Below are 13,427 nucleotides of genomic sequence, written 5' to 3' on the forward strand. Positions count from 1 at the left end.
GTTGGTCTGGTCAGAGTCGTGGGATTGCGTTCACGAGTCGTCGTGCGGTCAGAAGGCCCCGCCTCCTCCGCTGCTGCCGGAGCTGCCCCCGAAGCCTCCGACGGAGAAGCCCCCGCCGCCTCCTCCTCCTCCGAAGAAGCCGCCGCCTCCGCTGCTGCCGCCGAAGATTCCTCCACCGCCGCCGCCGGAACTCCAGCCGCCGCCTCCGCCGCCATGGTGGCCGCCAGTGGCCTGACCGATGAGGATTCCGCCGAGCAGCGCGCCGAGGGTGTCGTTGCCCCTCCCGCCCGATCCGCCGAAACCGGAGTAGTCGCTCTGAGCGAGACGGATCGCCTCCGTGGCCAGAGCGTCGGAACGCTGCGCCGAAGCGAGCGCCTGGACCGGATCGATCTGCGCCAGCGATCGAGCCTGGTCGAGCGTCGCCTGCGCTTCGGCGAGTCTCGTCCGCGCGGTCGACGAGATCGATCCGCGCCGGTTCAGGATGTAGCTCTCTGCTGTGGAGATCTGCACCTCGGCACGCCGGACGGCATCGCCGAGCATGCTCATAGCTCTGGCGATCCTCGCCTGCTCGTCTCGCCCGTGCTGGATGACGGCATCGATGGACGTGTTGGCAGCCTCGAGCGCGCGCAGGGCTTCGATCGGCTCGCGTCCTGATGCGCCGAGCCGTGCCTGCGCGTGCTGGATCGCCTGGGTCACAGCAGTCACAGCCTGGGCAATGGCCCCCTGAGGATCGGGGAGGGTGCGTGCGGTCCGCGCATCGGCGTCCAGCTCCGAGATCAGCGCGATGGCACGCTCATCTGCGGCCTTCAGATCGCCCTGCAGCTTCTCGACGGCGTCCTCGAGCTGGGTGGCCTGCTGAATCGCGCCCTCCGCCGCACGGACGGCCACAGCCGCATCGCCCGTCTCGCCCGCCGAGATGAACGCCTCCGCCTGCTGGATCCTCTCGTCGGTGAAGGCCATGCGCGAGCGAGCCTCGGACGTGTTCTCCGCCACGGGGGAGATGGTCGCAGGCGAGTAGGCCGCCGCGAGAGCGGAGAGGATCTGATCGGCACGCTCTATCTCGGCGCCGGCGGCAGCGCGAAGGCGGCGCACGTTCTCGAGCGCGGCGGGCGCGTTCTGCTCGAGCTCGCGAAGCTCGTCGAACTCGGCCTTGCGCGCTTCGAGCACCTGCGTCGACTCGGAGCACAGCTGGATGATGCGCTGATTCCACTCGATCCGCTGCTCGTCGGTGTCGGGTACCTCGTCGTCGAGCTTCTGCTGGAGGGAGAACGCCTCGTCGAGGTTCGTGCGAGAGGTCTGCAGGGCGGTGACGAACGGGCCGATGACATCGTCGCCGAACTGCGCGCGGGCGTACTCCAGCTCCTGTTCGCTGGTGCGGACGAGGTCGTCGGTGCGCACCAGGGCGATGTTCGCCTGCTGGCCGAGCTCGGCCAGCTGCGCATCCCTCTTGGCCTGCTCCGCTGCGCGTCTGCGGGCACGACGCACCAGGAGGAAGATGACGGCCGCGATGACGGCGATCACGACGATGACGCCGACGATCGCCGCGATCCGGGCCCCCGCCTCTGCCGCCTGCTTCTGCTGCTCGGCGGCGCGCTGCGGCTCGAGCACGTAGATGTCGTAGGCCTCTTCCGCGCCGGCGACCACCGCGTGGCTGAAGTCGCTGTTCGACAGATCAGGCCGCATGGCGGCGAGGATCTCGTCGCGCTCTTCCACGCTCATCTGCCCGGTGTCGGGGCGGAACATCGTGTAGTTGCGCCCCTCGGTCGAGACCGAGATCAGGTACTGCGTGTCGCTGAAGCCGTTGCCCCGCGCCGTCCGGGTGGTCCATTCCGCAGGATCGCTCGGGGACGTGTACTGGGGCACCATGACGAAGAACAGATCGATTCCCGCTTCATCGCGCAACCTGCCGAGCGTCGCCTCGGCATCGGCGCGGTCGGAAGCGGACATGACCTCGCTGTGGTCCGTGATCTGCCCGTCGAGCTCACCGGGGTCCGTCGCGGATGCCGCCGGCGCAGCCACGACTCCGACTGTCGCCACCAGCAGCAGTGCGGCCGCAGTCAGCCACCGATTCCTCATAGTGATCCCTCCGACCGGCAGCCGTGCCCCCATGGCTTGAGTCTATGCATTCGGGCTGTGAGCGCGACAGCGGCGGGTTCGGCGTTCGCCCTCAGCGCAGACGCATACGCTGGATGGCATGGACGACATGTACGGCACCGATGTGCTCGCCGACGGCTGGCGTCAGCGCGGCGTCGCGAAGACGACGCAGGTCGAAGCCGCGAAAGACCTCGTGGTCGAGGTCGCGCAGGACGGGTACTGCGGGGCCGTCACCCGCGTCGAAGCCGGCATGGTCGAGCTCGAGGACTGGAAGGGGCGCAGGCGCAGCTTCCCTCTCGGTGGAGGCTTCATGATCGACGGCAGGCCGGTGCGGCTGGTCGTTCCCGCCGCGAAGCAGACGGGACCTCGCCGCACGGCATCCGGCTCGTTCGCCGTCGCCGACGAGCGCGCACGCACCGCCCTCCCCAGCCGCATCCTTGTCGAGGGCCGTCACGACGCCGAACTCGTCGAGAAGGTGTGGGGAGCCGATCTGCGCGTGGAGGGGGTCGTCGTCGAGTACCTCAAGGGGCTCGACCTGCTCGACGAGCTGCTCGCCGAATCTCCGCCGTCGGCGACCCGGCGCTACGGCGTTCTCGTCGACCACCTCGTGCCCGGCTCGAAGGAGACGCGCATCGTAGAGCAGATCATGCGAGGACCCCACGGTCGCCATCTGCGCATCGTGGGGCATCCCTACATCGATGTATGGCAGTGCGTGACCCCCGCGGCGATGGGCATCCGGGCCTGGCCCGAGATCCCGCGCGGCACCGATTGGAAGACGGGGATCTGCCGCGCCTTCGGATGGCCGGCTGAGGATCAGGCCGACATCGCCCACGCATGGAAGCGGATCCTCTCTCGCGTCACCACCTATCGCGACCTCGAGCCGGCGCTGCTCGGGAGGGTGGAGGAGCTGATCGACTTCGTCACCGCCCCGGCCGAGCGCTGACCCCGCCGCCGGTACCCTGGATGGATGCCAGAACCCCGCACCTTCCGCGATGAGCCGGTGTCGTTCGTGCGACGCAGCGGTCGCATGTCGGATGCCCAGGAGCGCGCCTTCGCCGAGCTCGCGCCCTTCTACCTGCTCGACGTGCCCCGTGACGTCGCGTTCACCTCGGTGCACCCCGAGGCGCGGCTGGACCAGTTCTCCGCATATGGGCGGACGGCACCCCTCGTGGTCGAGATCGGATCGGGGCAGGGGCACGCGATCGTCTCCGCGGCCTCAGCGGACGCGGAGACCGACTTCCTCGCGGTGGAGGTGTTCCGCGCCGGGCTCGCCCGCACGATGCTCGACGCCGATCGGGCGGGGGTTCGCAATCTCCGCCTGATCGAGGCGAACGCGCCCGAGGTGCTCTCCACCTTCCTTCCCGAGGCTGCGGCCTCGCAGGTGTGGATCTTCTTCCCCGACCCGTGGCATAAGAAGAGGCACACGAAGCGGCGCCTCGTGCGCCCCGGGTTCTCGCAGACCGCAGCTCGCGCCCTCGCGGACGGCGCCCTGTTGCGCCTCGCGACGGACTGGGAGGACTACGCGCTGCAGATGCGCGAGGTGCTCGACGAGGCACCCGAGTTCGAGCGCGCCTTCGAGGGCGAATGGGCGGAGCGCTTCGACGGACGCGTGATGACGGCCTTCGAACGCAAGGGCATCGCCAAGGGGCGCGAGATCCGCGACCTCACCTACCGTCGGGTGCCGCGGGTGTGACGAAGACCGCCTGGCACAGCATCCCTCCCGCCGCACTGGTCTGCGCGGCGGCACCCGCGTTCTTCGTGCTCGGGTGGACGTGGGCAGGCTGGCTGCTGCTCGCCGCGGGAGTCGTGGCCGCCGCTCTGGTCGAGCGCGGCGGACCGCGAACGGTCACCGTCTCCGTCGGCCATCGTCCCGACTGGGCGGTCGGCGAGAGACGGAGCCCTTCGCTGACGCGGGACCTGGCCCTCATCGCGATCGGCATGCTCATCGTGCACGCGATCTCCCTCGAGGCGCAGCTGGACGATCTGTCGATGCTGCGCTTCACGCTGGCGCTCGGGGGAGCGGTGCTCGTGCCCTACCTGCTGTCGCGCTTCGTGATGCGCGACAGGGCCATATCGTTCCCGTGGCGCACCCGCAGACGCTGGGCCCGCTGGCAGTGGGTCTGGCTGGTGGGTGTGCTGGTGCTGGGCTGGCTGATCCTGCCGTACTACTTCATCTCCAGCGGCGTCTACCGGAACTGGCCCGTCGTCGACTCGCCCGAGCTGATCGCCAGGCTCTTCGTTGGAGTGGGGGCCGTCGGCATCTGGGACGAGCTGTTCTTCATCTGCACGGTCTTCGCCCTGCTGCGCAGGCACATGCCCGCCTGGAGCGCGAACGTGCTGCAGATGGTCGTGTTCGTGTCGTTCCTGTGGGAGCTCGGCTACCGGGCATGGGGGCCCGTGCTCACCATCCCGTTCGCGCTGCTGCAGGGCTGGATCTTCCTGCGTACGCATTCGCTGGCCTACGTCGTCACCGTGCACCTGCTGTTCGATGCGGTCGTCTTCGCCGTGCTGGTTCACGCGCACAACCCGGGACTGCTGCCGTTCTTCCTCGTCTGACGCTTTGCCCGACTCGCTCGCGAGGAGGAGAATGACCGGATGCTGATCGCCGGTCTCGCCTTCGCCGTCCTCGCCGGCGCCTTCCATGTCTTCATCTTCGTGCTGGAATCGCTGCGGTGGACTCAGCCGGCCACCCGCCGGATCTTCGGCGTGCGCAGCGAGGCGGACGCCGAGACCACGCGCGGGCTCGCCTTCAACCAGGGCTTCTACAACCTCTTCCTGGCGATCGCCGCTTTCGCCGGAGCGGCCCTCGTGCTCGCGGGACAGCGCACGGCCGGGGTGACCCTGACGCTCGCGGGGACGGGGATGATGCTGGCCGCATCGCTCGTGCTCGTGCTCTCCGACCGCACCAAGCTGCGCGCCGCGGTGATGCAGGGCGGTCTGCCGCTGCTCGCCGTGATCGCGCTGAGCATCGCGCTCGGCTGAGCCTCGCCGACCGCCCGCGCGCAGGCGGTCGCGCCGTGCATTCGAGAGCCCGCGCAACTGGTAGGCTCGACCGGTACGCCTCCGTAGCTCAGCGGATAGAGCGCCGGTTTCCGGTACCGTAGGTCGCAGGTTCGATTCCTGTCGGGGGCACTAGAAACGACTGATAAGGCCACATTTTCACGCTACAACCAGTAGCCGAAACTGTGGCCTTTCTTCGTTTTAGGCGGCGCGGTCAAGGACGAACGCCCGGAACAGCTGCGTCGTCACGCCCAGTTCGGCCACGATGCGCTGCTCATCGGGGCACCACTCGTACAGGTCAGCCAACTCGTCAGGGCAGATGAGGTTGCTCGCCGCGAACCGATCTGCCTGCTGCTCGAACTTCGGACGATCGTCGGGGTGCCCGAAGTGACCGTGGCCGAGCTCGTGGGCAAGGGTGAGTCGCTGGTGGCCGGCGCGGAGCCGGTCGCTGATGAGGATCTGGTTGTACTCGGGGAACCATCGGCCATTCGCCGTACGAAGGCGCCTGACGACAACCTCGATACCGAGAGCGTCAGCATGCGCCCACGGGTCGTACGCGCGGCCCTTAGGCAGGGTCAGTCTCGTCGTAGCCGATCTCGGGGTCGGTGTTGGCTGCACTCTGCTCCTCCTCAAGCTCGGCGTCGGTCATGTCCTTCGGTGTCTTCTTCTTGCGCTGATCCTCGAGGCTAATCGGGGCCGGGGACACTGCCGGGGCGCTCTCGGCCTTCAACTTCTCCAACCCGCCCTGCGCCGTCCCGTCCTCAGAGAAGTTGCGCAACGCCTGTTCAGCGATCTCCGCGGGTGTCGTGTTCATCGCACGGGCGACCACCTCAAGCTCTTTCACGAGGAACGACGTGTCACCTGACACGCGCCGGTCAACGGTTCCCTTCGACCAATCGAGCAATCCGATGAGGAACGGTCGGCCGCCGTGAGGCTTGGCCAGACCGCCGACCACCGCCCCGAGATGCTGGTCGAACGTCTGAGGCTTCTTAGGAGTAGGCATTCCTCAAGAGTAGCGAGGCAGTACGCACATCTGCGAATCAAATTCGCGCATGTGCTTGCATTACGCAGATGTGCGTACTAACATCGCAGTTATGAACCTCAGAAGAGCTGCCAAGGCAGACACCAAGCCCAACGCGAAGGCCCCCGGCCGCATCGCGTCGGTCGACCGTCCCACCCGGACCGCGGGTGACATGACGGTCGCTGACGCTCTGCGAGCCGGGGGCCTTCGCGCGTTGACGACCAAGGAGATGACCAGTTGAGCGCGAAGAAGCCTGCTACGCCTGCAGTCGAACCGCTGTCCTACTCGGTGCCAGATCTGGCCGCCGCGTTGGGCATCTCGGACCGCCAGCTGTACAAGCACCTCGAGCGCGGTGATCTGACCGCGAAGTTCTCGGGGAAGAAGCGGATCATCCCCGTCGAGGAGGCCAGGAGATTTCTCCGCGAGCTCCCCGATGAAGATCTGGGGTCGCTCTGATGGACACCCTCCCGGCGTGGTTCTGGATTCCCGTCGCCGTCGTTCTCTGGTCGTCGTATCTGGTTCTGAAGGTGCATGACCTGACCGGCTGATCCCCGTAAACGATCCGGCTGGTAGGTCGCACTGATCTACCCGCTACTCGGCGACCCCTCGGGGCGCAGAAATTACATAGCCGTCTGTGGATTCCGATCCCCGCTCAGGGGCCGGTTAGGAGCAGGGCGGCGGCATATAGACACCCGTCTACGGGCACTCGGGATGAGCGCGGTGCTGTTGGGGGAAGTAAGGGATTTTCGACTGTTGGCCGACCGATTGTGGTTGGAACCGGGCGTATGGGTTAGGCGCTATTGGCATCGGGTTGGTCGCGATGAACCGGTCACTGGGTCAAGTGGCAGCCCGTGCGTGCGCTCACAGATCGGCGCACGGGCACTGCTGCTCACTGGGGAGTTGTAGCGGCATCACGCCCGGGCACTGAGGGAGCGCCCGGGCCTCTGACATTTGAGGGAGGACGAACGATGGAGTTTCTGTACATCGAACTGGCGATGGAACGCAGCCTCCCACGCATGTGGGCGCAGGTAGAGGAAGCGTTGGGGGCTGACTCGTGTGGCAGCTGAATGGGGCGTGGTTTGAGTTCACCCCGCACGCTGTCACCCGCGCCCTGGATATGGCACTCGATGAGGACGCGATCAGGGCGACGCTCGGCAACCCGAGGCACACCCGTCCCGGTTTGGGGATGCGGGAGATGTGGACGCGGGACAAGTTGACGGCTGTTGTGGAGCCGCGTGAGGGGTTCTGGATGGTGGTGACGTTTGTGTGGGCTACGGCGAATGCGTGGGCGACGGACACAGCAACGATCCAGTCGCGGGAGTCGGGGATCAGCGCGGACTCGAAACGCGCATTCAGGTTCGCCGCGAAACGACGCAAGAGAGGCAGGTCGGTTCGATGAGAGCGCGAGATCCGGAAGAGCGCTTCTGGGAGAAGGTCGACAAGGGTAGCGGCTGCTGGCTTTGGACGGCATCTGTCTCACCGGATGGGTACGGCAACCTCGGCGTATACGGACGTGTTGTCCGTGCTCACAGGTTCTCCTACGAAGTCCACTACGGGCCCATTCCGCGCGGTCTGCAGGTAGATCATCTCTGCCGCAACCGGTCATGTGTCAGGCCGGATCACCTGCGGTTGGTGACGAGCGCTCAGAACAGTCAGCACCGCGGCGCAGCAGCGCGTCGCGGAGGTACCAACCCGTATCGAGGCGTCTATCGATACGCGGGTGGCCGATGGACGGCTCGGTACGGCCTGAACGGCGTCGACCACTACCTCGGGATCTTCGATACAGCGGAGCAAGCGAACGAGGCGGTAATAGCAGCCCGAGCTGAGGCGCTGCCATTCGATTGGACGGCGCAGAAGATGCGTAAGAGAGGCAGGTCAGTGAGATGACTGTTGGGATTCTGATCGTGTTGGCGATCATCGGCACATTGGCGTTGTCCGCGGTGCTCGGCGCGATTCTGCGCCGTTTCGATTCCTACACGCGGTGGGAGGCATTTGGGCTCGGTTTCGGGTTCCTGCTCATCGCGGTGGGCGTACTCGGAGTCGTCGGACTTCTTGTCGCCCTTGTGGTCGCGACATGGGGGACTCCGCTGTGACTGAGGATGACATTTTCGGGCTTGCGAAACAGTACCGGGAAACACGGGACGAAGCACCCGAACCGGAAGAAGCCACCTGCAGGGCATGCCTGTCACCGGGTTTCCACCCACCACACATGCCGTCACTGCACTGCGAACACAACGGGACGATCGCGCACTGCACCTGTGCGCACTGCTGGTAGGAGACGTTATGGACAAGTACGAAGCAAGCAACGGCATTTTGGTACACATCGATAACGATCTGTTCGTCCAGCGAGCGAGGAAAGACCTGCCCGTGCCCGTCGCGGGCGGTGAGTACATCCAGGCGCTGCGTGAGTTCTTCCGTGCTGAGCGTGACGAAGAGCTTGGACGGTGGAGGTGGAGCGAACGTCCGGAATTCGTTGTGCATCAGGGAGACGACATCCTCCTGGTCGTGAATGAGTTGACCGGAGAGTCAGTCAAGCGGAACGGCCTCTACGCACACGACGTTGCGGGCGATGCGGCAGCGGCGTATCGCGACGCCCACCCCGAGCCGAAGCCGTGGCACGACGCGAAGCCGCACGAGGTCTGGACGATCTCACGAGGCCCAGACGACCGCTACTTCCCGTTCCGGGTTGTCGGGCGGCAGTTCATCTACGTCGACGACGAGACGCAGAAGTTCGCGATCAACGACGAACAGATTCTCGACGCCGATCGCATCTACCCACCGAAGGAGTCGTGATGCCTCGGTCGATTGAGCAGTTGGAGAAGCGGTTGCAGATCGAACAGGACGCCCTCGCACGGGCCGACCTGTTCGGGAACCAGATAGCACAAGCCCTCTACCGGGAGGGTGTCGCACGTGCACAGGCCGCGTTGGATGCCGCACGCAGGAGAGCGGGGGAGTTCTGATGCGCGCCCGTGTTCGTCGTGATGGCGGTTGGTGGCACGTCACCTACAACAACGAACCCCGCGGCCGCATGCGCTACTGGCGTGACGCTATCCGCCACGCCAACACCGTCGCCGCGTTGATGCGAAGAGGAGAACCAACAGCATGAGCATCCACATGGCGATGCCTGAGAGCGAATATCACTCGCGGAAGGAACTCTCGAGCACGGGTGCCAGGCGTCTTCTCGACTCGCCGGCCAGATACCGGTATTGGGAAGACCACCCGCAACCACCCAAAGCCGCATTCGACCTCGGGTCGGCAGCGCACACGAAGATCCTCGGCGTTGGGGCGAACATCGTCGAGTACCCGGCCGAGCATCTGACCGCATCGGGGAACGTGTCGACGAGCAAAGCAACCGTGGCGTGGGAGAAGGAACAGCGTGCATCTGGACTCATCCCCATCACCTCGAAAGACGCACGCCGAGTCGACGCGATGGCAGAAGCGGTACTCGCCGATCCCGATGCCAGGCCGGTGCTCGAATCGATCCACGGCCGGGAGGTATCGATCATCCAGGACGTTGACGGGGTGCCGTCACGGTCCCGGTTCGACCTCTACGGCGACGGGCGGGGTGGGGATCTGAAAACCGCCCCTGATGCTTCACCCGCCGGATTCAACCGGTCGATTGCAAAGTGGGGCTACCACATCCAGTTCGCGTTCTACGACGACACCCACAGGGCTGAAACGGGCGGCGTGTTGGAGTCGTTCAAGTTCATTGTCGTGGAGAACTCGGAACCTCATTTGGTCGGAACGTACGACATGGATTTCATGTGGCAAGACCTGGGGTATCGAGCGGCAAAGAAGGCGCGCGAGCTGTATCACCGTTGCGTCGAAACGAACACCTGGCCCGGCTATGGGGCCGCTACCCTCACCGCACCCGCATGGGCTGTGTTCGAGGGCGAAGACGAGGAGATCAAGATATGACTGTTCTCTGCAAGTACCCCGGCTGTGATATGCCGAAGGGAAAGGCCCTGGGGTGGTGCAACGCGCACTACACCCGGAACGCAAAAGGTCGCGACATGGCCCCGCCCGTGAGGAAGCACAACGCCACCGACGAGGAGCGGTTCTGGTCGAAGGTTGACAAGGCTGGAACCTGCTGGATCTGGACAGCCGCACTCCAGAACACGGGCGGATACGGAGTCTTCCGCATCAACAGCCGCAACATGGTCGCCCACCGGGTCTCATACATGTGGGCACACGGGCCGATTCCTAAGGGCTACGAGGTAGACCACACATGTTTCAACCGCTCCTGTGTGAAACCCGACCACCTGCGCCTGCTGACCCACCAGGAGAACGGCCAGAACCGGGCAGGCGCGAACATCAACAGTAGGTCGGGAGTCCGCGGCGTCTACTGGTCACAGAACCAGTGGATTGCGCGTGCGTGTATCGGCCCAGTCACACACGAGGTCGGCAGGTTCGACAACCTCGCCGACGCGGAGAAAGCGATGATCGCGTGGCGTCACCAGCACATGCCTGTATCGCTCAGGGACAGAAGGAAGGCGGCGTGACCGTGAACATCTCGGAAACCATCACCCCGAACAGTCAGCAGGTGAATGCCGAAGACCTTATCGGTGGCCCGGTCACGGTAACGGTCACGGGTGTGGAGAAGGGGACGGCAGAGCAGCCAATCTTCATCCACTTGGCAGAGTTTGAGGGCCGCACGTTCCGGCCGGCTAAGACGGTACGGCGGATCATTGTCGCAGCTTGGGGGCCGGAAGCCGCAACGTACACCGGTCGGCGGCTCACGATTTACAACGATCCGACAGTGAAGTGGGCGGGCCAGGAGATCGGCGGGGTGCGGATCTCGCACATGTCCCACATCGACAAGCCGTTGAGCGTGCTGCTCAGCGTGTCTCGAGGGAAGCGCCAGGAGTTCACCGTGCAGCCCCTCAAGCCGGAGTTCGATGAGTCGGCGGTGGTGGATGCGTTGGCGAACATCAACGGCGCCGAATCCATCCCCGCCCTCAAGACCGCGTGGGAGTTGGCGGGTGTGAAGGGTGCGCAGAAACACCCTGACGTGATCGAAGCAACCAACAAACGGAAGGCGGAACTTACATGACTTCGGTTGTTGATGTTGCGAAGGCCATGTACGAAGCCCCGTACCCGGGCGAGGACGTGCGTCCAACATGGCCACCGTCCCACCCGGACGACTACGCGTGGTGGATCAGCCGCGCACGGATCGCTGTGGATGAGATCACACGGCAACGAACCCCATGACCCCTGATTTTGAGGGCCGTTCTCACATCGAGAGCGGCCCTCTTCACATACCCAAGGAGAAACCCGAATGAGCGGCTTGTTCGTCATGGATTCCCGGAAGGATTCCACCGGGGTGGAATGGTACGTCGGCTCAGCTGATGACGCCAACCCGCTCCTGTCGCAATATCACTACCTGGGACCACTCGCATCGGGTGGGCACGAACTGATCGTGACCGGCGAGAGGGACGGCCTTGTGGTCGCGGCTCAGGTCTGGCGCACGCCCACATCGAGACATCTCCCTGCTGACGGAACCTGGCTTGAGCTTTCCAGATGGTGCCTGACGCCCGAGTCGGGGGAGAACGCCGGCTCTAGGCAACATCGCCAAGCGGTGCGGTCTATACGCGAACGACTGCCCGCGGTAACGACACTCGTGTCGTACTCAGACCCCGGCCATGGCCACACAGGCGCACTGTATCGCGCCTGCAACTGGCAGTGGTGGCCGACGTGGCTGAGATTGCGCACACCGCCTTCTGGCAACGGCGCTTGGGTGCCAGGAGAACCGCAACAGACGAAAGACCGATGGGTGTTCCCGTTACGCCCCGACGCTCGCCGTGAGCCCGTTCTGCGCATCGACGACACCGCGGCGATGAAGCACTGGGCCAGAAGTGCACCCGAAACCGAGAAGAGGTGGGCGCGATCCCACCCCCAACTCAAGGAATTGATATGAACCCGCACACCCTCCACCACGTCGACGACCCGGACACGTCACGCACCGCTGCGATCAACCTGTCCGGCACTGCAACCGAAAAAGTCATGCATGTGCTCGTCGACATGCTCGCCGAACACGGACCCATGACACCCGCCGAACTCGAACACCGCTACTTCCAGAACCGTGAACGTTGGGGGTGGCCGGTGGTGGCGTTCTACAGCATCCACCGCCGCGTATCCCAGATGAAGAAGCATGTGGGATGCTTGATCGCGGTTGGCAGGAGAGACGGCGCACAGTTACTCAACCTCGCCGACAACCCAACACAGGCGCACTTGGATATCTCGGACTACATGCGCAAGGACGCAGCATGACCGTCCTGACGTTCGACTGGCCCAAGCCGCCACTGAACGCGAACCAGCGCCTGCACTGGGCGAAGAAAGCCAACCTGACCCGCCTGGTTCGCAACTCGACTGCGATCCGCGCCTTCCACCTGGGCACCGCCGAACACATCACCGTGCAGCTCACATGGGTCGTCACGGACAAACGGCGGCGGGACAGCGACAACATCTACCCCACGTTCAAAGCCATGTGCGACGGGCTCGTAGACGCCGGGATTGTCCCCGACGACACCCCCGAATACATGGACAAGCGCGCACCCTTCATCCGGCACGAACCGGGCGGAACAGCGCACCTCGAACTCGAAGTGACGGTGACGACATGACATCCGAAAAGTCCTGCGCCTGCTGCCAGGCGACGCTCACATCGGTCCAGATCGCGCGAGAGCTCACCTTCTGCTCGAAGTCCTGCGCGATCCGCTCGCGGTCAGCGCGCTTCCGCGGGGAGATGTGCGAAGCGGACGGCTGCGAACGATATGCGCTAGCCCGCGGATACTGCGGCAAGCACTACCAGCGGCTTCGATCGACCGGGAAGGCAACCGCCGCGGAGCCGTGGCGGGACCAAACAGAGGAAGAGCGCTTCTGGTCAAAGGTGTCGATCGGGGCGCCGAACGAATGCTGGGAGTGGCAGGGAGAGCGCAACAACAAGGGATACGGGCGCTTCGCGATCTACGACCACCCAAAGCGAACCCGCAGGCTCGCCCACCGCTATGCCCTCGCCACCACAACCACGGTCGATGCCTGCCAGCTCGTGCTGCACGCGTGCGACAACCCGCCGTGCTGCAACCCCAACCACCTGAGAGTCGGCACGCAGCTAGAGAACATGCGTGACGCGCTGGCCAAGGGGCGGATGAACATGAGCGGCCTCGAGCTCGCGCCCAGTCGTGGGACGACGAAACCGGAGCGGGCGCGGATTCGTGCCGCCATGAAAGGAACACCATGAGCGCCAATGCAGGCACCCCAAGCCCATCCACCTACGCCCGCGAATATCCCGTTTGCGGGCGTTGCGCATCCTGCC

At 65.1% G+C, this 13,427-nt stretch carries 20 protein-coding genes and 1 tRNA gene; 18 read left to right on the forward strand and 3 right to left on the reverse strand.

Going from position 1 to position 13,427, the window contains the following annotated elements; translation table 11 throughout:
* Positions 1–48 precede the first annotated feature (48 nt).
* A complete protein-coding gene (locus FVO59_RS11785; RefSeq protein WP_182252803.1) occupies positions 49–2,076 on the reverse strand; it encodes a TPM domain-containing protein in 2,028 nt (675 codons plus the stop codon).
* 118 nt (positions 2,077–2,194) lie between these two features.
* Here FVO59_RS11785 and FVO59_RS11790 point away from each other — a divergent pair, with 118 nt between their 5' ends.
* The 5 genes from FVO59_RS11790 to FVO59_RS11810 all read left to right on the forward strand — a co-directional run bounded on the left by FVO59_RS11790 (position 2,195) and on the right by FVO59_RS11810 (position 5,226).
* Entirely contained in the window at positions 2,195–3,037 is an 843-nt protein-coding gene (locus FVO59_RS11790; protein WP_182252804.1) for a DUF3097 family protein, read from the forward strand.
* Positions 3,038–3,061: 24 nt separating this feature from the next.
* A complete protein-coding gene (gene trmB / locus FVO59_RS11795) occupies positions 3,062–3,787 on the forward strand; it encodes a tRNA (guanosine(46)-N7)-methyltransferase TrmB (protein WP_182252805.1) in 726 nt (241 codons plus the stop codon).
* Positions 3,784–4,650, forward strand: a complete 867-nt coding sequence (locus tag FVO59_RS11800) for a CPBP family intramembrane glutamic endopeptidase (RefSeq protein WP_220465670.1) — start codon at positions 3,784–3,786, stop codon at positions 4,648–4,650. Before trmB ends, FVO59_RS11800 begins: the two co-directional genes overlap by 4 nt.
* 39 nt (positions 4,651–4,689) lie before the next feature.
* On the forward strand, positions 4,690–5,076 hold the full coding sequence (locus tag FVO59_RS11805) for a DUF1304 domain-containing protein (protein ID WP_182252807.1): 387 nt from the start codon (positions 4,690–4,692) through the stop codon (positions 5,074–5,076).
* A gap of 77 nt (positions 5,077–5,153) precedes the next feature.
* Positions 5,154–5,226 (forward strand) — tRNA-Arg (locus FVO59_RS11810).
* 69 nt (positions 5,227–5,295) lie between these two features.
* Here the strand turns inward: FVO59_RS11810 and FVO59_RS11815 are convergent.
* On the reverse strand, positions 5,296–5,712 hold the full coding sequence (locus tag FVO59_RS11815; RefSeq protein ID WP_259363208.1) for an ImmA/IrrE family metallo-endopeptidase: 417 nt from the start codon (positions 5,710–5,712) through the stop codon (positions 5,296–5,298).
* The gene (locus FVO59_RS11820) at positions 5,660–6,097 is read right to left on the reverse strand and encodes a hypothetical protein (protein ID WP_182252808.1); all 438 of its coding nucleotides are present in this window, start codon (positions 6,095–6,097) and stop codon (positions 5,660–5,662) included. The genes FVO59_RS11815 and FVO59_RS11820 overlap by 53 nt, the downstream gene beginning before the upstream one ends.
* A 91-nt stretch (positions 6,098–6,188) precedes the next feature.
* On the opposite strand from FVO59_RS11820, the gene FVO59_RS11825 reads away from it, so the two are divergent.
* The 13 genes from FVO59_RS11825 to FVO59_RS11880 all read left to right on the forward strand — a co-directional run bounded on the left by FVO59_RS11825 (position 6,189) and on the right by FVO59_RS11880 (position 13,352).
* Positions 6,189–6,356: a hypothetical protein gene (locus FVO59_RS11825; RefSeq protein WP_182252809.1), complete on the forward strand. Its 168-nt coding sequence runs from the start codon at positions 6,189–6,191 to the stop codon at positions 6,354–6,356.
* Positions 6,353–6,571, forward strand: coding sequence for a helix-turn-helix domain-containing protein (locus tag FVO59_RS11830; protein WP_182252810.1), 219 nt, complete (start codon positions 6,353–6,355; stop codon positions 6,569–6,571). Before FVO59_RS11825 ends, FVO59_RS11830 begins: the two co-directional genes overlap by 4 nt.
* Before the next feature lie 939 nt (positions 6,572–7,510).
* Positions 7,511–8,002 carry an HNH endonuclease gene (locus FVO59_RS16765; protein ID WP_182256777.1) on the forward strand — a complete coding sequence of 164 codons (492 nt, stop codon included), beginning with the start codon at positions 7,511–7,513 and terminating at the stop codon, positions 8,000–8,002.
* 17 nt (positions 8,003–8,019) lie between these two features.
* Positions 8,020–8,208, forward strand: a complete 189-nt coding sequence (locus tag FVO59_RS11840) for a hypothetical protein (protein ID WP_182252811.1) — start codon at positions 8,020–8,022, stop codon at positions 8,206–8,208.
* Positions 8,209–8,398: 190 nt separating this feature from the next.
* Complete coding sequence (locus FVO59_RS11845; RefSeq protein ID WP_182252812.1) at positions 8,399–8,908, forward strand: hypothetical protein; 510 nt, start codon at positions 8,399–8,401, stop codon at positions 8,906–8,908.
* Positions 8,908–9,075, forward strand: coding sequence for a hypothetical protein (locus tag FVO59_RS11850; RefSeq protein ID WP_182252813.1), 168 nt, complete (start codon positions 8,908–8,910; stop codon positions 9,073–9,075). The genes FVO59_RS11845 and FVO59_RS11850 overlap by 1 nt, the downstream gene beginning before the upstream one ends.
* Positions 9,076–9,217: 142 nt before the next feature.
* On the forward strand, positions 9,218–10,033 hold the full coding sequence (locus FVO59_RS11855; protein ID WP_182252814.1) for a PD-(D/E)XK nuclease-like domain-containing protein: 816 nt from the start codon (positions 9,218–9,220) through the stop codon (positions 10,031–10,033).
* The gene (locus tag FVO59_RS11860) at positions 10,030–10,617 is read left to right on the forward strand and encodes an HNH endonuclease signature motif containing protein (RefSeq protein ID WP_182252815.1); all 588 of its coding nucleotides are present in this window, start codon (positions 10,030–10,032) and stop codon (positions 10,615–10,617) included. Before FVO59_RS11855 ends, FVO59_RS11860 begins: the two co-directional genes overlap by 4 nt.
* Positions 10,614–11,168 (forward strand): hypothetical protein, encoded by a 555-nt coding sequence (locus tag FVO59_RS11865; protein WP_182252816.1) that lies wholly within the window; start codon positions 10,614–10,616, stop codon positions 11,166–11,168. Before FVO59_RS11860 ends, FVO59_RS11865 begins: the two co-directional genes overlap by 4 nt.
* A gap of 243 nt (positions 11,169–11,411) precedes the next feature.
* Complete coding sequence (locus FVO59_RS16810; protein ID WP_524538375.1) at positions 11,412–12,032, forward strand: Mom family adenine methylcarbamoylation protein; 621 nt, start codon at positions 11,412–11,414, stop codon at positions 12,030–12,032.
* Complete coding sequence (locus FVO59_RS11870) at positions 12,029–12,385, forward strand: hypothetical protein (protein ID WP_182252817.1); 357 nt, start codon at positions 12,029–12,031, stop codon at positions 12,383–12,385. Before FVO59_RS16810 ends, FVO59_RS11870 begins: the two co-directional genes overlap by 4 nt.
* Entirely contained in the window at positions 12,382–12,735 is a 354-nt protein-coding gene (locus FVO59_RS11875; protein WP_182252818.1) for a RusA family crossover junction endodeoxyribonuclease, read from the forward strand. The genes FVO59_RS11870 and FVO59_RS11875 overlap by 4 nt, the downstream gene beginning before the upstream one ends.
* Positions 12,732–13,352, forward strand: a complete 621-nt coding sequence (locus tag FVO59_RS11880; protein WP_182252819.1) for an HNH endonuclease family protein — start codon at positions 12,732–12,734, stop codon at positions 13,350–13,352. Before FVO59_RS11875 ends, FVO59_RS11880 begins: the two co-directional genes overlap by 4 nt.
* The last annotated feature ends 75 nt before the right edge of the window (positions 13,353–13,427 follow it).

Origin of the sequence: Microbacterium esteraromaticum, from assembly GCF_014084045.1 — a bacterium.
In the GTDB taxonomy this organism is placed as follows: Bacteria; Actinomycetota; Actinomycetes; order Actinomycetales; family Microbacteriaceae; genus Microbacterium; species Microbacterium esteraromaticum_D.

Bases quoted from the DNA above. Each gene is read 5' to 3' on its own strand.
- FVO59_RS11785 (WP_182252803.1), bottom strand. From the start codon at position 2,076: ATGAGGAATCGGTGGCTGACTGCGGCCGCACTGCTGCTGGTGGCGACA.
- FVO59_RS11790 (WP_182252804.1), top strand. From the start codon at position 2,195: ATGGACGACATGTACGGCACCGATGTGCTCGCCGACGGCTGGCGTCAG.
- trmB (WP_182252805.1), top strand. From the start codon at position 3,062: ATGCCAGAACCCCGCACCTTCCGCGATGAGCCGGTGTCGTTCGTGCGA.
- FVO59_RS11805 (WP_182252807.1), top strand. From the start codon at position 4,690: ATGCTGATCGCCGGTCTCGCCTTCGCCGTCCTCGCCGGCGCCTTCCAT.
- FVO59_RS11820 (WP_182252808.1), bottom strand. From the start codon at position 6,097: ATGCCTACTCCTAAGAAGCCTCAGACGTTCGACCAGCATCTCGGGGCG.
- FVO59_RS11825 (WP_182252809.1), top strand. From the start codon at position 6,189: ATGAACCTCAGAAGAGCTGCCAAGGCAGACACCAAGCCCAACGCGAAG.
- FVO59_RS16765 (WP_182256777.1), top strand. From the start codon at position 7,511: ATGAGAGCGCGAGATCCGGAAGAGCGCTTCTGGGAGAAGGTCGACAAG.
- FVO59_RS11845 (WP_182252812.1), top strand. From the start codon at position 8,399: ATGGACAAGTACGAAGCAAGCAACGGCATTTTGGTACACATCGATAAC.
- FVO59_RS11850 (WP_182252813.1), top strand. From the start codon at position 8,908: ATGCCTCGGTCGATTGAGCAGTTGGAGAAGCGGTTGCAGATCGAACAG.
- FVO59_RS11855 (WP_182252814.1), top strand. From the start codon at position 9,218: ATGAGCATCCACATGGCGATGCCTGAGAGCGAATATCACTCGCGGAAG.
- FVO59_RS11860 (WP_182252815.1), top strand. From the start codon at position 10,030: ATGACTGTTCTCTGCAAGTACCCCGGCTGTGATATGCCGAAGGGAAAG.
- FVO59_RS16810 (WP_524538375.1), top strand. From the start codon at position 11,412: ATGGATTCCCGGAAGGATTCCACCGGGGTGGAATGGTACGTCGGCTCA.
- FVO59_RS11870 (WP_182252817.1), top strand. From the start codon at position 12,029: ATGAACCCGCACACCCTCCACCACGTCGACGACCCGGACACGTCACGC.
- FVO59_RS11875 (WP_182252818.1), top strand. From the start codon at position 12,382: ATGACCGTCCTGACGTTCGACTGGCCCAAGCCGCCACTGAACGCGAAC.
- FVO59_RS11880 (WP_182252819.1), top strand. From the start codon at position 12,732: ATGACATCCGAAAAGTCCTGCGCCTGCTGCCAGGCGACGCTCACATCG.